The organism is Pseudomonas sp. KB_12, from assembly GCF_052114545.1.
Taxonomy (GTDB): domain Bacteria; phylum Pseudomonadota; class Gammaproteobacteria; order Pseudomonadales; family Pseudomonadaceae; genus Aquipseudomonas; species Aquipseudomonas brassicacearum.
Map to the genome: position 1 here is coordinate 69,728 of NZ_JBFREY010000019.1, position 16,892 is coordinate 86,619.

Below are 16,892 nucleotides of genomic sequence, written 5' to 3' on the forward strand. Positions count from 1 at the left end.
GGAGCAAGCTCCCTCGCCACAAAAGCGCCGATTGATCAAATCTTGAACTGCTGCACCGAAGCCTGCATCGACCCCGCCGCATTGTTCAATTGATCCGCCGTTTGCGTCAGGGTGTGAATCGAACGGGTGTTCTCGCGGGACTGCTCGGCAATCGACTCCACCCGCTGGGCCATCTCATCGCTGGCCTTGGATTGCTCGGCAATGGTCTGGGAAATTTCCTCCACCACTTCGGCCGCATGCCGGGCGCCGGTGCGGATTTCGCTGATGGATACCCCGGCCTGCTGGGCCAGGTTGACGCCTTCGTCCACGCGGCTGACGCAAGCTTGCATGTTCGCCACCGCGTCCCGTGCGCTGGACTGGATGCGCTCGATCATCGCGGTGATTTCCTGAGTGGACTGCGTGGTGCGCGCCGCCAGGTTGCGCACCTCGTCGGCCACCACCGCAAAACCACGCCCCGCCTCACCGGCGCGGGCGGCTTCGATGGCGGCGTTGAGGGCCAGCAAGTTGGTCTGTTCGGCGATGCTCTTGATCACCTGGATGATCGAATGAATGTCTTCGGACGAAGCGTCCAGCGCGGTGATCTTGCTGGACGACTGGTTGACCACCTCGGCGATCCGGCTCATGCCCTCCACCACGCCGAGAATCACCTGGCCACCGCTGCTCGCCAAATGCTCGGACTGCGCGGAAATCGTCCGGGCACTGTCGGCGTGCTGATGGATCTGGCTGATATTCGCCATCATCTGCTCCATGCTCGCCGCCATGCTGGTCGCGCTCTGGGCCTGCTGATCGGCGCTGGACACAATCTGCCGCGCCGTATCGCCCAGGTGCCGGGACGTGCCGTGCAACTCATCGCTCTGGCCGCGGATCGTGGCGATCATCTGCCGCAGATTGGTCTGCATCTGCTCGATCACACCTTGCAACTGACCCAGCTCATCCTTGCTCTTAGCCCCCATCGAGCGCTGCAGATCCCCTTGGGAAATCGCCTGGGTATTGAGGATGATCTTGTTCAGCGGCGTCAGCACTGCCTTGAGCAGGCTCCACGACAACAATGCCAGTGCCACACAAGTGGCCAACAAAGTAACGATCATCCAGTTTTGCGACGTTTGAATGCTGCTGTCCTGATGTTCGCGGGACGACTGCGCCTGGTTCTCGATCAACTCGCTCACTGCTTCGTTGCGTTCCTCCAGCGCTGAAAACGCCTTGTCGAACTCCGCGCGCAACGCATGGCCATCCTGGGAGCCACTCAGTGCCTTGCCGATTATTTGCTTGGCTTTGTCGATGTAGGTTTCGACCTGTGGTTTGAGCTCGCCAATCGCCTTGGCGACATCCCCTGGCAACTTGGCCTCGGCGTTTTCGGCGATAACCTTGCGCATCCGCTGCGTATGCTCATCGAACGCCTCCAGCACCTCCTTCGACCCCTGGGCATCCCCCGGCTTCACCAGCAGAGCGGCGAGCACATCGGCACGAATGGCGTCGTGCATCATGTCCGCTTCCATGTGCTTGCGCATGGCCGAAATACTGGTCTCGTTCTGCACCAGGGCCTCGGTCATGGAGTGATAACCCCACAACCCGATACCGCCGAGCAACAGCGCAAAAGAAAGACTGACCAACCCCGAGCCTATGATCTTGGTGCGGATCTTCATCGCTTACTGCTCCTGGAGCGGGGGAATTCTGGGAAAGTGTAGTCGAGCGCCAGCCGAGCCTTGGGACAGGCCAGGCTCTTATTCGAGGCTATCGGCGGGGGAAATGATTAGATGAATATGCCGCAAATTGTTTGGGCCAGGGACAGGGAGAACCTGTGGCGAGGGAGCTTGCTCCCGCTGGGCTGCGAAGCAGCCCTTCTTTAACTGCCCCGGCAGACTAAACCCAATGCTGCCCCGCTCAGTGAGCAGCATTGCGCCTGCGGTTCTTAAGCAGGATTACTCCCCGGCGCCTCCAGCACCTTCACCACGTCATCGATGACGGCCTTGCTCATATCCTGTAGATAACACGACGCCCAGGCATATCGATCCGTGCTGCGAATCATCGCCGCGTCCTCGGCCAGGACCTTGGCGACGTGGAGCAGGTCGGAGGCGTGGGACAGGGCTTCGCCGATGGGGATGCCGCTGTTGACGCGGAATAGGGGGCGGTCGGAGTGGTAGCAGAAGGGGGTTAGGCCTGGGGTTTTGAGGTCTTTGGGTGAGAGCTGCCAAGTTCGTTCTCAGGCGAATGGGTGACAGCTGTGCGCAGGCTGAGAAACCGGAGATACAGGAACCCGGCAGACCCGAAGGTCTCCCACGCACAGCCGCCATTGCACGGAATGCGGACATAAAAAAACGCCGCAAAACGTGGTTCGGGCGCTGTAGCGCCTGCATCTTACTCGGGTTCTCAGGCCCGGTCGCTGAATTGGCAGCGACAGTTGGAGAGTAGCGGGCGATGGGGGAGGCTGCAATCGTGGCGCGATGCTGGCGGATGAGGTTTAGGTAGTTTTATGGCTGGGCAATAATTCGCGTCGTGGCCAATGGCGTCGACTGTGCGACGCACGGGCACACAAGTGTTTGGAGGCGATTCCAATGGGTGATGAATACGAGCAGTTTCAACAGGGTTTGCTCGAATCTGTGCTTCAAATGACAGCGGGAGAAAACATGCAGGTTGTGGTCAGTCAGAGTCAATTACCTTCAAAGGTGGTACTGATGAACGAGGATGATGTGGCCTTGATCCATAAGGCGCGAGAGCGGCTTGCTGCTCCACAGCGAGTTAAAGTTTCAATGGATGATCTATAGCCCCGGAGTTGGGTGGACGGGTAGAGATGGCGCAGCAGGAAGTAATCGTGAAACAGTGCTTGCTCATATCGTCACAAACGTTGAAAAGCAAGCAAGCCCGAAAACCTTCATCATTGAGGTTGTCATGACCAAAATATTTCTAAATCTGCCGCGAAGAAATGGGACGAATTTATTTTCCTGAGGCAAAGGATGCTGTTTGGTTGAGGTTGCTTCAGTCGTGGCGTTAAAAGAAAGGCTGCCCGTTGTCTGGGCTGAAAGATTGTCGGTGGGTTTGGCGGCCTCATCGCGAGCAAGCTCGCTCCCACAGGTTTTTCAGGGTGTGGAGGAAAAGTGAACACCCCAGAAACAACAAAGCCCTCGCATTTCTGCGAGGGCTTCGTTTTGTATGGTGCCGGCACCAGGAGTCGAACCCGGGACCTACTGATTACAAGTCAGTTGCTCTACCAACTGAGCTATACCGGCGTGTGGGCGACGATTATAGCGATTGGGTGCGTTCTGTAAACCCCTGAATTCTGACTATTTTTGCGCAGGTCCGGCTCAAGCGCGGTGCAGCAGGTTGCGCAGTTTGTTCAGGGCGCGCCAGGTGCGGCTGTTTTGCATGGCGTGGAGTTGGGCTTCGGCCTGTTCGGCGCGTTGCAGGGCGGCGCTGAGCTGTTGGTCTGCGTCGTCGATGGGGTGGCTGAGTTTGTGGCCTTTGCAGAGTTGGAAGCCGTCGAGGTTGCACGGGGGGATGTCGAAGGCGGGTTTGAGAGCCAGGTGTTCTTCGGCGAGGTAGTAGGTGTTGATGCCGTCGAACAGGATGGACTGGTAGCCGGCATCAGTGATGAGGGTTTCCCAGGTTTGGTCGCGGGCCCACGGGGTTTCGACGAGGATGATCCAGGGGCGCCAGCGGCTGAAGTCCATGCCGCGCAGCACGGTTTCTTCGTGGCCTTCGACGTCGATTTTCAGGAAGTGGATGGGACGATCCTGGGCGTATTGCTCGCAGATGGAGGCCAGGGTGCGGGATTGGACGGTCTGGTTGCGCACGTCCATGCCGGCGTCGCGGTGTTGTTGGGCGACGCTGGCTTCCACCGTGGACAGGCCTGTGTCGGCGATGGTGTAGAAGGTCAGGCTCTCGGCGTTTTCGCCGGCCACGCATTGCAGGTTGGTGTCGTGGGGGCGTTGTTGGCAGAGGGCGTCGTAGTAGGCCGGCACCGGTTCGATGTTGATGCCGCGCCAGCCGCGGTCGTAAAAGGCGCGGGTGACCGAATCATCGGTCGGATGGTTGGCGCCGACGTCGAGGTAAAAGCCGTTTTCTACCGATTGAAGGGCGCGCCACAGGCGTATGTCTTCGAAGTTTTGTGCGTAGGAAATGAACGTCACGGCCAGTCCTTGAGTGTGTCGGCATTGTGTCAATCACGATACGTGGGGCTGTTGTATAGCACGGGCGCGATGGACGCAATTACTGGCGCGGGGCAGCACTGAATTCGGCGGTTATGTCGTTTTGCTTAGACGCTTATGCACAACGGACAGGATGAGACGCAGGTTACTTCGCGATTTTGTGACCGCGGTCGCGTTTCGTCGCAAATGCCTGTTTTCATGGTTTTTTATCCATGTGAACAAAAAATGACCAATGCACATTCGGTCAGGAAATCACGGTTTTCTTGAATTCGAGTTTATTTCATCAACAGAGTTATCCACAGGCTGTTTCGTCTCAGTAACGCTCTGCCAGCAACAGCAGATTGCGTGGCGTCAGTGGCGTTTCGCAGAAGGTGCCGAGGCGAACTTCGTAGCCCTTTTGCGTGAGGAAAAGCGCCCGATCCAGTACCAGCCAAAGCTCCAGCGGTCGCCGGAAAAGGCCTCGCAACAACTCCAGGTTGCGCACTTCGGCCAAGCGTTGATGGCCCGCTGCTTCCAAGGCAACCCAATCAGGCGTGCCGACTGTGGATAAGTCTTTCAGGGCCGCCAGATCGATGCAGTACTGGGCGAAGGATTTTTCCAACCAAACGGTAGGCAATGATGGCGTGGGCAAGTAGTCGTCGCACCCTCTGATTTGCCGTTGCAGCAAATCGAAGCCCAGGCGCCAGGCCATGGAGTGGTCCCGTTGTCTTCTGACGCGGGCGCCAGCAGTGACGGTTTCGGTCTGCGGCAGGCTGAGATCGTCGAGCGACAGCTGTAGGGCAGAGCCCTTGGCGGCGTCGGACAGTGCCTGATAACGCTCGCTGCTGATGCGGTTGTAACAGCACGGCGCGATAGCCAGTTGTGCACAACCAACGGCGCTGGCGAGCTGCATCAAGCGTACATGCAGGTCGCCGCAGGCGTGCAAAGCTACGGGGGTGTGTTCGGGATGAAGTGCCTGGGTTGCGTCCGCCGCCAGCACGTCTTGTTGCAGGTGCGTGGCGGGCAGGTGATGGCGCAGGCTCAGTTGTTGGCCGCTGGCGACCAGTGCGGGGTCGTATTCCAGGCAGGTCAGTTGCTGCTCACCGTGCAGCAGGCGTCGACCGAGGTGGCCTTTGCCGGCGCACCAATCGAGCCAGTGAGTCGGCTGGGTGGTGAAGTGCAAGCGGCTGGCGAAGGCTTCGATCTGCTGCCATTTGCGTCCGGGCACGTCGACGTTGAGGCGATGGTTTGGTGCCTGGAGCGTGCTGGCCGGCAATTCTGCGACAGTGATAAGTGCACGGGAGATCGCGGCCAATTCCGGGAATGGCGCTGGCGCGTCTTCCATCAACCAAGGCTGATGATGGTCGTTTTCCGCAGCTTCCAGCGAACGCTGGCGTAGCCATCGGGCCAATTCCGGGTGGGACGTTTCCCAAGGCAATTGCAGGTGGGTGAACGGACGCGGTTTCCACAGTGCCTGGTGCGCTGTGAGAAAAACGTCCAGCGCCGTGAAGCGGGCGAGCAGTGCCTCGCCCGTCAGAATGTCGCTGTCAGCGACCTTGGCAGGCATCGACGCGCAACCAGCGTTCCAGTTGCTTGAAACCTTGCACCAGGACGAAGGACATCAATAGGTAGAACATGCCGGCCGCGAAGAAGATCTCCACCGGCATATAGGTCCGGGCAATGATGGTGCGGGCCATGCCGGTGAGTTCCAGCAAGGTCACGGTACTCGCCAGGGCACTGGCCTTGAGCATCAGGATCACTTCGTTGCTGTAGGCCGGCAGGCCGATGCGTGCGGCGCGGGGCAGCATGATGTAGAGCAGCGCCTTGGGCCGCGACATGCCCAGGGCCCGTGCGGCCTCGATCTCGCCCTTTGGGATGGCCTGGATCGCTCCGCGCAGGATCTCGGCGATGTAGGCGGCGGTGTGCAGGGTCATGGTGGCCGTGGCGCACCAGAACGGATCCCGCAGGTACGGCCACATCGCGCTGCTGCGCACGGCATCGAATTGCGCCAGGCCGTAGTAGACCAAGAACAGTTGGACCAACAGCGGCGTGCCACGGAAAAAGAAGATGTAGGCATAGGGCAATGCCCGCACTTGCCACAGACGTGAAGAACGGGCGATGCCCAGCGGAATCGCCAGCAGCAGCCCGGCGATCACGGCGATGGCCACCAGCTCCAAGGTCAGTGTCGCGCCTTGGGCCAGCTTCGGCAGCCATTTGATGATGACGTCCCAGTTCATTGGGTGCTCCTGGTAAATCCACGGGCGGCGCGTCGTTCCAGCAGGTGCATGCCGATCATGGCGAACACCGTCAGCCCCAGGTACATGAAGGCTGCGACCATATAGAAGGTGAACGGTTGCTTGGACACGGTCACGCCGATTTGCGCATGGCGCATGATTTCTTCCAGGCCGATCACCGAGACCAGCGCGGTGTCCTTCATCAGGATCATGAACAGGTTGCCCAGCCCGGGCAGGGCAATGCGCCACATCTGCGGCATGATCAATCGGGTGAAGATCCGCCACTTCGACAGGCCCAGGGCGACGCCGGCCTCGCGATGGCCCTTGGGAATCGCCAGGATCGCGCCGCGAAACACTTCCGTGGCGTAGGCGCCAAAGCACAGGCCCAGGGCAATGACCCCGGCGGCGAAGGCGTTGAGGGCAAGGTCGGGATTGCCGAAGTACTCACCCAAGGCCCGCATCAGGTTAACGGTGCCGAAATAGATCAATAGCACCCAGAGCAATTCCGGGATGCCGCGAACCAGTGTTGAATAAGTGCCGCCCAGCCATTGCAGCGGCTTGTACGGCGAGGTCTTGGCCAAGGCGCCGAGCAGGCCGAGCACCAGTCCCAGGCAGAGGGCCGTGAGCGCCAGTTTGACGGTCATCAGCGCGCCGGCGGCAAGCGCCGGGCCGAATCCGTAGAGATCGATCATCATGGGTAAGAGTTCATATCGCGGCAGGCTTTGCTAAGGGCCGGTGCTGCCAGGGAACAGCGCCGGCCAGGCACGTCAGTATCAATAGATGCTGAACGGGAAGTACTTGTCGTTGATCTTTTTATAGGTGCCGTCGGCAATGATTTCCTTGAGGGCGGCGTTCAGCTTGTTGCGCAGTTCGTCGTTACCCTTGCGCACCGCCATGGCGATCTTGTCGCCTTCCACCACCGGGTCGCCCTTGAATTCGTAAGCACGGCCAGCGTCGGTTTTCAGCCAGTCGTAGTTCACGTATTTGTCCGCCAGGATCGCGTCGACGCGACCGGAGGTCAGGTCCAGGTAGGCGTTTTCCTGGGTGTCGTAGAGCTTGGCGGTGATATCGCTGCCCAGTTCGTCTTCCAGCCAGGTGCCGGCGAGGGTAGAGCGCTGTGCCCCGATGACCTTGCCCTTGAGAGACTCTTTATCGACTTTGAAATCGACGTTTTTCGGTGCGATGAATTGCAATTTGTTGGAGTAGTACGGGTCGGTGAAGTCCACGGCTTGCTTGCGCTCGTCATTGACCGACAGTGAAGAAATCAGGAAGTCGAACTTCTGGGCCAACAGGGCGGGAATGATGCCGTCCCAGTCTGAAGTGACCACTTCGCACTCGACTTTCATCTTGGCGCACAGGGCGTCGCCGATGTCTTTATCGAATCCTACGACCTGGCCGCTGGCGTCCTTGTTGTTGAACGGCGGATAGGCCGCTTCGATGCCCATCTTCAGCTTTTCCGCCGCCATGGCATTGGCCGAAAAGACCAGGCCGGCAACTGCGGCCAGGAGGAATTTCTTGTAGGTCTGCATCTGTACTGCTCCGTTAGCGGTTGCTGGACATGAATTGTTTGCAGCGCGCCGAAAGCGGGTTCTCGAAGACCTGCTGTGGCGATCCTTGCTCCTCGACCAGGCCTTGATGAAGAAACACGACTTCGCTGGAAACCTGACGGGCGAAGCCCATTTCATGGGTGACCAGCAGCATGGTGCGACCTTCTTCGGCCAGGGCGCGGATCACACTAAGTACTTCCTGAACCATTTCCGGGTCAAGGGCGGAGGTGGGTTCGTCGAACAGAATCACCTTGGGTTGCATCGCCAGTGTGCGGGCGATGGCGGCGCGTTGTTGCTGGCCGCCAGACAGTTCGGCCGGGTAGGCGTGGCGCTTGTCGGCGATACCGACCTTGGCCAGCAGGGCTTCGGCCACTTCGACGGCTTCGGCCTTGCTTTGGCCAAGCACCCGGCGCGGCGCTTCGATGATGTTATCGAGCACGCTCATGTGCGGCCAAAGGTTGAAGTTCTGGAAGACAAAACCGATCTCGCTGCGCAGGCGGTTGATCTGTTTGCCGTCGGCGGCCACCAGTTCACCGTTCTTTGCGGCCTTGAGCCTGAGCTCTTCGCCGGCCACCAGGATCTGGCCCTGGTTGGGGTTTTCCAGCAGGTTGATGCAGCGCAGGAATGTGGATTTGCCGGACCCGGAGGATCCGAGGATCGAGATCACATCGCCGTCGCGGGCGGTCAGCGAGACGCCTTTGAGCACCTCCAGCTGTCCGTAGCGTTTGTGCAGGTTGCGGATTTCAAGCGCGGGCGTGGCCTGGGCCATGTGCGGTCCTCATGGTATGTGCTCCCTTGCTGTTGGCTGCCTTCCTTGGCGAGGCGGCCAAGCTAGCATGCGTCCGAATGGCCGCCAACAGCGCTACGGGCGGTAAACCGGTGATGTGCGGCAGGTTGTCGCATCGGCACAGCAGTCTGTCGCGCCATCAACAACCGAACGGCCGTTTGAACCTGGTTTACCGGTGAAAAGTCCGGGGAGTCGCGTAAAAAAAGGCGCGATGGTGCCAGCTTTGGGCGGGGGTTGGAAGGGTTAACCGGATGAGCGTTGCGGCAATCAAAAGTCTGTTGGGTTATTCGGGAGCGTCCTCGAGATCCCACAGTATTTTGAGAACCTCTTTGAAGCTGGCTCGTGCAGTTTCGAAATCCGCCTGCACTTCAGGGCTGTGAAGCCAATGTTCCGCTGCTTCCTGATCGATATCGTCAGCCCATCTTCGGTAAGCGATCAGCGTATTTTCGGCTAGTTTTTGGGCTGCCATGGCTTCGCTTTCGGCATTTTCGCTATCCAGAAGCTCGGGCTGTTCATTCGTCATCGCAAGGAGTAATCCGAGCATCCTGACCATCATGTCGATGCGTCCCGTCTCTTCTTCGGCGTCTTGCATCTCATAAAACAGCGACAAGAAGTCTCTGGGAGGTTCTGCGAATTCGTCTTGCAAGGCATCCAGGAAGTACGGATCGTCGTACTCGGGAAGATCAAACGTGACGGCAGCAGGCTTTGTACGACTGACGCGCAGTTGCTTGGCTTTTGCTTTTGCACGCTTGGCGCGTTTTTGTTGCTTGTTCGCGGAGGCCATGGGTGTGGTTCCGTTATTCGTTGAAAAAAGTAGCCATGAAACCTGTGGGAGCGAGCTTGCTCGCGATAGCGGTAGAGAAGCCAACGCAGATGTGAAGTTGATGGCCTCATCGTGAGCAAGCTCACTCCCACAGGGGCTCGATGGAGCTTTTTTTAACTTCAAGCCACTGAAGTTACAACCCCGGCGTCGTCACAGTGGTCCAATCCTCGATGCGCAGTCCGGGGGTTGGCATCAAGGGTGAATTCGAGATGGAAGCATAGGATTAGTGAGAGATATGTCCATAGATATACCGATCTCGTCCTATTCCTTAATTCCAATCGATCTAAACCACAATGCGCAACTGCGCTCTAAAAAGAACTCATGTGAGTTGTTTCCAGAACCTGGAGTCCTCGCCATGAAGCTCATTCATTACTTTGTATTGCCCTTCGTTGCCATCAGCGTCCTGCTGTTTCCCGTTGTGCTCAACGCCACCAACCTCGCGCCCATCGACAACACAGGTGTTCAGGTCCAGCCACTACAGCAGAACGGCATCACCTACCTGTCCGGCGGTATCGGCGAGGACGAAGCACGGGCCATTGGACAGGCCCAGGGTTACAACTTGCACATGACATTCTCGGTTGGTCCGGAAAACAAATACATCCCGGATGTGGAGGTCGTCATCCAGAAGGCGTCGGGGCAAACACTGCTGACGCTGACTGAGGCCGGGCCGCTGGTTTATGTGCAACTGCCGCCGGGCAAGTACAGCGTGGTGGCGACGCGCAATGGTGAGGCGCGGCGCGACACTGCTGAGGTAGGCAGTGGGGCCGCGCGCAACCTGGTGTTCCATTGGAACAGTGACGAATAGCCGACCGGTTTATTCGCTGGCGGGTTCTTCCAGGGTCTGGCGGTAACGGTCCAGCGCCTCGCTGAAGTCCTTGATGAACTCCGGTGTACTGAGCCAGCGCTGGGCGGTCTCGCGGTCCATTTCATCGACCCACATGCGGTAGTCCACCAGCATGTCGGCGGCCAGGTTGGTCGCCGCCATGCTTTCGTTTTCGGCGTTTTTCAGGTCGAGCAGGCCTGGGCGTTCGATGATCATCTCGCTCAGGGACGTGAGCAGCGTATCGAGCATTTCATTGCGGCTGACGGCCTCGGCGTCGCGCAGCTTGGCGAACAGTTCCAGCACGTAGACCGGCGGCTGGGCGGTGGCGTGGGCCGGGTCGCCATACATCGGGATCGATTTGCGCCCGGTCATGCGGATCTGCTTGGCTTTGTCTTTGGCGCGCTTGGCGCGTTTTTGCTGTTTGTTCAGTGAGGCCATTGGGCTTCGGTTTCCAATTTGTTAGGGGACGGTGCCCGGCTCAGTCGACTTTCGACACGGTAAAGCGGAATTCGCTGCCCGGCCTGGTTGGCTTTCGGCGTGCAGTTTACCGCCATGAGCCTGGACAATCCCCTTGAAAATGTACAACCCCAGCCCGGTGCCGTTCGGGTTGCGGTCGGCTTTCATTTCTTCAAGTCGCTGCGCCTGATCGCGCCTCCTCAAGTCGCGCCCGTTCGCGATCCAGCTCGTTGCGCAGCTCTTCCTCCGTGGGCAGCAGCAATTGGTATTGGCTGGCGAACAACTGTTCATTGCCCTGCAACACGGAATAACGCACCACCGAATCGTCTTTGCGCGCGCAGAGAATGATGCCGACGGTAGGTTTGTCATCGGGGCCGCGTTTCAGCTCGTCGTAGAGGCGCACATACATATCCATTTGCCCGATGTCCTGGTGGCTCAGTTCGCCGCGCTTGAGGTCGACGATCACAAAGCACTTGAGCAGGTAGTTGTAGAAGACCAGGTCGATGTAGAAATCTTTGCTTTCGGTGCTGATGCGTTGTTGGCGGGCGACAAAGGCGAAACCTTTCCCCAGTTCCAGAAGGAAGCCTTGTAGCTGGTCGATCAAGGCCTGTTCAAGGTCGGTTTCCAGCAGCGTGCCGGTATTGGGCAGTCCTAGGAACTCAAGGACCACCGGATCCCTGACGATGTCCCTGGGACCGAAATCCAGCTTCTCAAGATTGGCGGCCGCTTCCTGCTCTACCGCAGGCTGGTCGCGGCTTGCCAGGAGACGTTCGTAATAGAACGTGCCGATCTGTCGTTCCAAGGCGCGGGTGGACCAGTTTTGAGTGACGGCTTCGTTCATGTACCAACGGCGTGCATTCGCATTTTCGACGCGTAGCAGCGTTCGATAGTGAGTCCAGCTCAATTCGTGACGCAGTGCGTCACAGATTGGAAACGCCTGATAAAAGAGACGCATGTAGCGCAAATTTGAAGCATCAAACCCTTTCCCAAACCGTGCCGTCAGCACTTTCGCCAGCGACGGCAGCAGCCGTGCCCCATAGGCCGCCCGCTCGGCGCCGCCCTGTTCGAACTCGATGATATGCCGGCCGATCTGCCAGCAGGTTTGTACCTGGAGCGTATCGACGGCACGCAGGACCTTCTGCCGTGCCTGGCGAATCAGCTCGCCGAGTTCGTTGATCAAGGGGGCGAGCTGTGGGTCGTCTTGAGGCAGCAGTGGCGTCATCGCAGTATCCAGCCATTGAGAGGGGGCAGACCGCAAGGATGCTTCAGGCGACGTTTCGATGATGCCGGACGGGGCTGATTGCTTGGGAGGAAAAATGGCTGATTGACGCAGGACGGGTATGACGCCGCCCCATGTTGGTTGACCTTGGCCTGTAGGAACTACTCCCGCAGCCTGTCAGTCACGGCGAAGCCCTTCGCCACAAAGCGCTTGGCGGGTGACAGTCAGACCTTACCTTGCGCCAGTGCCTGGGATGCAGCCACATAATCGGCCTGGAATTGCTTGCTTTCTACCCAATCCAGCGCGGTCTGCTCATCCACACCGGTGGTCAAGCGGCGGTATTCGATCAATGCGGTAAAGATGAAGTCGGTCGCTTCTTCCTCACCTTCCTGCTCTAGCACCAACTCCAGCAGTGGATGCCCCAGGAAGGCGATGCACATGGCCTGCTGGCTGATCTTTTCGGCTGCGCCCATGAGTCGGAACATGTCCGATAGGTCCACGGTTTCCAGGTCGATGCGCTCGTCGTTCGGGTCGAGGAAATCGTTCGGCGCAGCAGCACGCTTAGTACGGTTCTGCTTGGCTTTCGCCTTGGCGCGCTGGCTGCGCTTCTGCTGTTTGTTCGCCGATGACATGGTCGGATTCCTGATGGATAAGGCCATCTATCCTACAGCTTCAACGCGCACGCTTCGAATCTCAATCCACTATGAAGAGCGTAGCCCCCGATGAAGTGGAGGAGCGATGGGGCTCGGCCTGGTCGGCGACCTGGTAGCTCATGCCGGGCTTGAGCAAGAATTGCCGGCCATCTTCGAGTTCAGTATTGAGCTCGCCCTTGAGGCAAAACAGGATGTGGCCCTTGGTGCACCAATGGTCGGCCAGGTACCCCGGCGTATATTCCACCATCCGCACGCGAATGTTCCCGAACTGCTGGGTGCGCCAATACGCGGTTCCAGTGACACCTTTGTGTTCGGTGGGCTCGATGGTTGACCAATCGGTGGTGCCAAAGGGGATGCCGGTGATGTCCATGTCGACTCGTTTGCTGGAGGGGAGCGGACGAATGTAGCTGAGTCTCCAAGATGGAGGAAGAAAATCCCGGGCAATAAAAAACCCCGATCAATTTCTTGATCGGGGTTTTCGGTATTTGGTGCCCAGAGACGGAATCGAACCGCCGACACGGGGATTTTCAATCCCCTGCTCTACCGACTGAGCTATCTGGGCAACGGGGCGCATTAAACGGGTTTTTCAGGGGGGCGTCAAGCACGTTTTCAAAAAATATTTAATTATTACCGTCGCTTACGATCCGCCCCCACGCGGAACAGCTTATTCGGACGGCGGTACGTAGCCTTCGGCCTTGGCGTAATCCTCGCCGGAAAAGTACTTGTCCATCTCGCCCTGAAGGTATTTGCGATCTTCAGCGTTCATCATGTTCAGGCGTTTTTCATTGATCAGCAGGGTCTGGTGTTTCTGCCAGTCGGCCCAGGCCTTGGCCGAGACGTGATCGTAGATGTCCTGGCCCTTGGCACCCGGGAACGGTGCACGTTCCAGGCCTTCCAGTTCTTCTTTGTACTTGCGGCACATGATGGTGCGGGTCATTGCAACTCTCCTGCGTTCATTACGGCGGCCGCGCGTTCGAGCAAGGTTTTGACCGGGGCGGCAAGGCCCAGGCGCGGCGGGGTGGCGAGGTTATACCAGAGCCAGTCGGCCTCGGCCACGTGATGGCCGGTTTCCCGGACCCGGACCAGCCAGGGTTCGATCGCCAACTGGAAGTGGCTGAAGGTGTGCACCAGGCTTGGCATTTCTTGTTGGCTGCCCAATTCCAGCGAGTGTTGCAGGGCCAGATGCTGCAGGTCGTCGAGGTCGTCGAGTTCCGGCAGGCTCCACAGACCGCCCCACAGCCCCGTGGAAGGGCGACGGTAAAGCAGGATCGCGCCCTCGTGGTTCGCCAGCATCGGCATCAAGGTGCGCTTCTTGGGCACTTCCTTGCGAGGCTTGGGAATCGGGTAGCGGGTTTCCAGGCCCAGCATGTGGGCCTCGCACCCTTGCTTCAGCGGGCAGAGCAGGCAACTGGGCTTGCTGCGGGTACAGAGCGTGGCGCCCAGGTCCATCATCGCTTGGGTGTAGGCGTTGACGCGGTCCTGTGGCGTGAAGCGCTCGGCGGTGGCCCACAGCTGTTTCGCAACCTTGGGTTCGCCTGGGTAGCCTTCCTGGGCGGTGAAGCGCGCCAGTACCCGCTTGACGTTGCCATCGAGGATCGGCGCCCGCAGGCCCATGCTGATGCTGGCGATGGCGCCGGCGGTGGACAGGCCGATCCCCGGCAACTCGGTGAGTTTTTCCACGTCCCGGGGAAATTCGCCGCCGTACTGTTCTACGACGATTTTCGCGGTTTTCTGCAAGTTGCGCGCACGGGTGTAATAGCCCAGCCCGGTCCACAGATGCAGCACTTCGTCTTCCGGCGCGGCGGCCAGGGCTTGAACGGTGGGCAGCGAGGCCATGAACCGGTCGAAGTAGTTGAGCACGGTACTGACCTGGGTCTGCTGCAACATGATTTCCGAGACCCACACCCGATAGGGCGAGATGGCTTGTTGCCAGGGCAAATCGTGGCGCCCGTGGCGGTCGAACCAGTCCAGTACGGCGGTGGAAAACTGTTCGGCTCTCATCGCTTGAACAGCCCCTTGAGCGCATCTTTGAGTTCGGGGCTGACCTTGTCGCCCAGTTTCTCATCGATCTTGTCGCCGAGACGGTCGCCGGCCAGTTTCGCCGCGACCTTGCCCAGCCCATCGTTGTCCAGGCGGCAGGCCTTGGCGCCCAGTTCGAGCGGGCCGCGGCAGCGCAATGGCCATTCGATGTCGACGTAGCGCTCGTTGACCTGGCAGGCCGGGTCTGGCATATCGCTCTTGTCGCCTTCGACGATGATGCCGACGCGATAGTCCATGCCCAACACTCGCAGGTCGATGTCGCCGTTGCCGTTGGCGATCATGCCGGGGATGCGGACTTTCAGGTCCGGGTTGTTGGCGACGCCATTGTTGAAGGTCAGATTGCCGTTGAGTTGCTGGAACGGCGTGTCCTTGCCCCGGGGTTCGCCGCTGAGGGTCTTGCGATTGAGGGTGGCGATGCCTTTGCACAATTGCTGTTCGAGGTTGGCATTGAGCAGCACGCCATCGTTGATGACGAACCCGGCGGTGCCGTTGAGGCTGTCGATCAGGGCTTTCTGGCTATTGCCGCTGGCGGTGATCGCGCTGTTGACGGTGACCAGGCCTGTGACCGGCGGATTCTTGCCTTGGCTTTCGATGATCTTCTCGGCAGGGACCCGATTGATGCGCGTTTGCAGGCTCAACTGTGGCGTGGGCTGGCGCACGTCCAGGGTGCCCTTGGTTTCGAAGTTGCCGCTGTACAGGTCGCCTCGCAGGTTCTCCAGGGTCAGCAGGCCGCCTCGGCCGGTGGCCTTGAGCGCAGCGTTCTGGATTGGCAGTTTATCGAGGGTCAGTTGCCCGAAGGTCAGGTCAGCATCGAGGTCCAGCTTGCTCAGGCGTTCCACTGGAAACAGTCGATCGTTACTCCAGGCGCCCTGGGTCGGGGCGCTTGGCAGCGGTGTACTGCCGGCACCGGCCATGGCGCTGGCTTCGGTGTTGCTGACTTCGGCCTCACGGGCCGCCTTGGAACTGTCGGCTTCGGCGGACTTTGGCGCCAGGTAGCGGTCGACGTTGAACGTGTCGGCCTTGAGCTGCGCGCGCAGGGATTGCTTGGCGAAGTCTTCCACGGCGATGCGACCGCTGAAGTTGCTGTCGTCCACTTTCAGGTTGATGTCGTTGAACTCGACACTCGTTGGCGTACCGGCAATGCGGCTGGACAGCTCGACCTTGCTCAGGCTGCCTTCGGCCATGGCGGGGAGTTTCTGGCCGACGCTGTCGACGAACTTCGCCAAGTCGAACTGGGCGATGGACACGCCGCCATTCAATTGCGGGGTCTTGTCGAGGTCGTTGACCTTCAGTTCACCCAGGGCTCGCAGTTGATTGAGCGACAGTTTGATGCCGGTCCATTCGGCGACGTTTGCGGCTTTGTCCAGGAACAATTGGCCTTGGGCGGCGAAGTTCAGGGTCTTGCCCTGCAAGGGGTCGCCAGTGGCTTCGCCGGACAGTTTCAGGTCTTCGAACTTGTAGCGCTTCAAGGCACGTTCGAAGCGCAGTTCCCCCGTCACTTCGGTGCGTACGCGTACGGCTGGCTGGTTACTGGACAGGAATGCGGTCAGGGTGACCGGAATGTTGGTGGAGTCGTGGACCGGGCCGGTGCTCAGTTGGATGCTCTCGGCCGTGAACAGCTTGCCGGTCTGCTCGTCGGTGTATTCGACCCGGGCGTTGTTCACGGTCAGGCTGTCGATATCCAGTCGGGTCGGCTGGGCAGGTTTTTCTGCCGGGGTGCTGACGGGCGGGGTCGGTTGTTCGGCCGGCACGGTGGCCGGCGCGTTCGCCGTCGACGCAGAGGCCGGCACCTTGCCGATGTCTTCCCAGTTGCCGTGCCCGTTCTTGTCACGATTGAGCCGCAGGTTCAGGCCTTCGACCCGCACATCGCTCATTTGTACTTCCCGGCGCAGCAGCGGTATCACCCGGACCGAAAGGCCGAGCATCTGCAGGTCAGCGAAAGGCTGGGTCGGACTGGCCAAGGTAGCGACGCTGGCGTCGTGCAACTCAAGGCCCAGCCACGGAAACAGGCTCCAGCCGATGTCGCCATTGAGGGTCAGCTCGATGTGGGCCTTGTCGCGGGCTATCTGGCGGATCTCTTCTTTGTAGTCGTTGGGATCGAACAGGTGGGTCAGGGCAAAGCCCAGGGCCACAATGATCAGCAACAGCCCGAGAAGTACCAGACCCAGGATTTTGCCGAACGCTTTCAT

Annotated in this window: 17 protein-coding genes, 2 tRNA genes and 2 pseudogenes; 2 read left to right on the forward strand and 19 right to left on the reverse strand. The window is 59.4% G+C overall.

Annotated elements, in window-relative coordinates:
* Positions 1-35: 35 nt before the first annotated feature.
* Positions 36-1,643, reverse strand: a complete 1,608-nt coding sequence (locus tag AB4Z20_RS16960) for a methyl-accepting chemotaxis protein (protein ID WP_253470974.1) — start codon at positions 1,641-1,643, stop codon at positions 36-38.
* Between the two features lie 266 nt (positions 1,644-1,909).
* A pseudogene (locus AB4Z20_RS16965) lies at positions 1,910-2,182 on the reverse strand (DUF3077 domain-containing protein); the annotation flags it as partial.
* A 370-nt stretch (positions 2,183-2,552) separates the two neighbouring features.
* Between AB4Z20_RS16965 and AB4Z20_RS16970 the strand changes: the two are divergent.
* Positions 2,553-2,762, forward strand: coding sequence for a hypothetical protein (locus AB4Z20_RS16970; RefSeq protein WP_442090291.1), 210 nt, complete (start codon positions 2,553-2,555; stop codon positions 2,760-2,762).
* A 386-nt stretch (positions 2,763-3,148) separates the two neighbouring features.
* On the opposite strand, the gene AB4Z20_RS16975 is transcribed toward AB4Z20_RS16970, so the two are convergent.
* The 8 genes from AB4Z20_RS16975 to AB4Z20_RS17010 all read right to left on the reverse strand — a co-directional run bounded on the left by AB4Z20_RS16975 (position 3,149) and on the right by AB4Z20_RS17010 (position 9,473).
* A tRNA-Thr gene (locus tag AB4Z20_RS16975) sits at positions 3,149-3,224 on the reverse strand.
* Positions 3,225-3,299: 75 nt separating this feature from the next.
* Positions 3,300-4,124, reverse strand: coding sequence for an FkbM family methyltransferase (locus tag AB4Z20_RS16980; protein ID WP_442090292.1), 825 nt, complete (start codon positions 4,122-4,124; stop codon positions 3,300-3,302).
* Between the two features lie 331 nt (positions 4,125-4,455).
* Positions 4,456-5,688, reverse strand: a complete 1,233-nt coding sequence (locus AB4Z20_RS16985) for a methyltransferase (protein WP_442090293.1) — start codon at positions 5,686-5,688, stop codon at positions 4,456-4,458.
* Positions 5,669-6,358, reverse strand: a complete 690-nt coding sequence (locus tag AB4Z20_RS16990) for an ABC transporter permease (RefSeq protein WP_253470988.1) — start codon at positions 6,356-6,358, stop codon at positions 5,669-5,671. Before AB4Z20_RS16990 ends, AB4Z20_RS16985 begins: the two co-directional genes overlap by 20 nt.
* Entirely contained in the window at positions 6,355-7,050 is a 696-nt protein-coding gene (locus AB4Z20_RS16995) for an ABC transporter permease (protein WP_109751966.1), read from the reverse strand. Before AB4Z20_RS16995 ends, AB4Z20_RS16990 begins: the two co-directional genes overlap by 4 nt.
* A 78-nt stretch (positions 7,051-7,128) precedes the next feature.
* Entirely contained in the window at positions 7,129-7,884 is a 756-nt protein-coding gene (locus tag AB4Z20_RS17000; protein ID WP_214510951.1) for an ABC transporter substrate-binding protein, read from the reverse strand.
* Between the two features lie 13 nt (positions 7,885-7,897).
* The gene (locus AB4Z20_RS17005; RefSeq protein WP_253470989.1) at positions 7,898-8,671 is read right to left on the reverse strand and encodes an ABC transporter ATP-binding protein; all 774 of its coding nucleotides are present in this window, start codon (positions 8,669-8,671) and stop codon (positions 7,898-7,900) included.
* 301 nt (positions 8,672-8,972) lie between these two features.
* Positions 8,973-9,473, reverse strand: coding sequence for a hypothetical protein (locus tag AB4Z20_RS17010; protein WP_442090294.1), 501 nt, complete (start codon positions 9,471-9,473; stop codon positions 8,973-8,975).
* A gap of 394 nt (positions 9,474-9,867) precedes the next feature.
* Between AB4Z20_RS17010 and AB4Z20_RS17015 the strand changes: the two genes are divergently transcribed.
* On the forward strand, positions 9,868-10,317 hold the full coding sequence (locus AB4Z20_RS17015) for a carboxypeptidase regulatory-like domain-containing protein (RefSeq protein WP_253470993.1): 450 nt from the start codon (positions 9,868-9,870) through the stop codon (positions 10,315-10,317).
* Between the two features lie 9 nt (positions 10,318-10,326).
* Here the strand turns inward: AB4Z20_RS17015 and AB4Z20_RS17020 are convergent, their stop codons facing one another.
* The 9 genes and pseudogenes from AB4Z20_RS17020 to AB4Z20_RS17060 all read right to left on the reverse strand — a co-directional run bounded on the left by AB4Z20_RS17020 (position 10,327) and on the right by AB4Z20_RS17060 (position 16,892).
* Entirely contained in the window at positions 10,327-10,773 is a 447-nt protein-coding gene (locus AB4Z20_RS17020) for a hypothetical protein (protein WP_253470995.1), read from the reverse strand.
* Between the two features lie 40 nt (positions 10,774-10,813).
* Positions 10,814-10,956, reverse strand: a pseudogene (locus AB4Z20_RS17025) (ATP-binding protein); the annotation flags it as partial.
* A gap of 7 nt (positions 10,957-10,963) precedes the next feature.
* Positions 10,964-12,013 (reverse strand): PDDEXK nuclease domain-containing protein, encoded by a 1,050-nt coding sequence (locus AB4Z20_RS17030; protein WP_253470997.1) that lies wholly within the window; start codon positions 12,011-12,013, stop codon positions 10,964-10,966.
* 221 nt (positions 12,014-12,234) lie between these two features.
* Positions 12,235-12,642: a hypothetical protein gene (locus AB4Z20_RS17035; RefSeq protein ID WP_014336090.1), complete on the reverse strand. Its 408-nt coding sequence runs from the start codon at positions 12,640-12,642 to the stop codon at positions 12,235-12,237.
* 61 nt (positions 12,643-12,703) lie between these two features.
* Complete coding sequence (locus AB4Z20_RS17040) at positions 12,704-13,033, reverse strand: DHCW motif cupin fold protein (RefSeq protein ID WP_014336091.1); 330 nt, start codon at positions 13,031-13,033, stop codon at positions 12,704-12,706.
* Positions 13,034-13,149: 116 nt separating this feature from the next.
* A tRNA-Phe gene (locus AB4Z20_RS17045) sits at positions 13,150-13,225 on the reverse strand.
* A gap of 102 nt (positions 13,226-13,327) precedes the next feature.
* Positions 13,328-13,600 carry an oxidative damage protection protein gene (locus AB4Z20_RS17050; RefSeq protein WP_003196814.1) on the reverse strand — a complete coding sequence of 91 codons (273 nt, stop codon included), beginning with the start codon at positions 13,598-13,600 and terminating at the stop codon, positions 13,328-13,330.
* Positions 13,597-14,664: an A/G-specific adenine glycosylase gene (gene mutY / locus AB4Z20_RS17055; protein ID WP_003196816.1), complete on the reverse strand. Its 1,068-nt coding sequence runs from the start codon at positions 14,662-14,664 to the stop codon at positions 13,597-13,599. Before mutY ends, AB4Z20_RS17050 begins: the two co-directional genes overlap by 4 nt.
* On the reverse strand, positions 14,661-16,892 hold the full coding sequence (locus AB4Z20_RS17060) for an AsmA family protein (RefSeq protein ID WP_253471001.1): 2,232 nt from the start codon (positions 16,890-16,892) through the stop codon (positions 14,661-14,663). Before AB4Z20_RS17060 ends, mutY begins: the two co-directional genes overlap by 4 nt.

Excerpts from the sequence above, each read along its gene's own strand:
- AB4Z20_RS16960 (WP_253470974.1), bottom strand. The coding sequence starts at position 1,643 with ATGAAGATCCGCACCAAGATCATAGGCTCGGGGTTGGTCAGTCTTTCT.
- AB4Z20_RS16970 (WP_442090291.1), top strand. The coding sequence starts at position 2,553 with ATGGGTGATGAATACGAGCAGTTTCAACAGGGTTTGCTCGAATCTGTG.
- AB4Z20_RS16985 (WP_442090293.1), bottom strand. The coding sequence starts at position 5,688 with ATGCCTGCCAAGGTCGCTGACAGCGACATTCTGACGGGCGAGGCACTG.
- AB4Z20_RS16990 (WP_253470988.1), bottom strand. The coding sequence starts at position 6,358 with ATGAACTGGGACGTCATCATCAAATGGCTGCCGAAGCTGGCCCAAGGC.
- AB4Z20_RS16995 (WP_109751966.1), bottom strand. The coding sequence starts at position 7,050 with ATGATGATCGATCTCTACGGATTCGGCCCGGCGCTTGCCGCCGGCGCG.
- AB4Z20_RS17000 (WP_214510951.1), bottom strand. The coding sequence starts at position 7,884 with ATGCAGACCTACAAGAAATTCCTCCTGGCCGCAGTTGCCGGCCTGGTC.
- AB4Z20_RS17005 (WP_253470989.1), bottom strand. The coding sequence starts at position 8,671 with ATGGCCCAGGCCACGCCCGCGCTTGAAATCCGCAACCTGCACAAACGC.
- AB4Z20_RS17010 (WP_442090294.1), bottom strand. The coding sequence starts at position 9,473 with ATGGCCTCCGCGAACAAGCAACAAAAACGCGCCAAGCGTGCAAAAGCA.
- AB4Z20_RS17015 (WP_253470993.1), top strand. The coding sequence starts at position 9,868 with ATGAAGCTCATTCATTACTTTGTATTGCCCTTCGTTGCCATCAGCGTC.
- AB4Z20_RS17020 (WP_253470995.1), bottom strand. The coding sequence starts at position 10,773 with ATGGCCTCACTGAACAAACAGCAAAAACGCGCCAAGCGCGCCAAAGAC.
- AB4Z20_RS17030 (WP_253470997.1), bottom strand. The coding sequence starts at position 12,013 with ATGACGCCACTGCTGCCTCAAGACGACCCACAGCTCGCCCCCTTGATC.
- AB4Z20_RS17035 (WP_014336090.1), bottom strand. The coding sequence starts at position 12,642 with ATGTCATCGGCGAACAAACAGCAGAAGCGCAGCCAGCGCGCCAAGGCG.
- AB4Z20_RS17040 (WP_014336091.1), bottom strand. The coding sequence starts at position 13,033 with ATGGACATCACCGGCATCCCCTTTGGCACCACCGATTGGTCAACCATC.
- AB4Z20_RS17050 (WP_003196814.1), bottom strand. The coding sequence starts at position 13,600 with ATGACCCGCACCATCATGTGCCGCAAGTACAAAGAAGAACTGGAAGGC.
- mutY (WP_003196816.1), bottom strand. The coding sequence starts at position 14,664 with ATGAGAGCCGAACAGTTTTCCACCGCCGTACTGGACTGGTTCGACCGC.
- AB4Z20_RS17060 (WP_253471001.1), bottom strand. The coding sequence starts at position 16,892 with ATGAAAGCGTTCGGCAAAATCCTGGGTCTGGTACTTCTCGGGCTGTTG.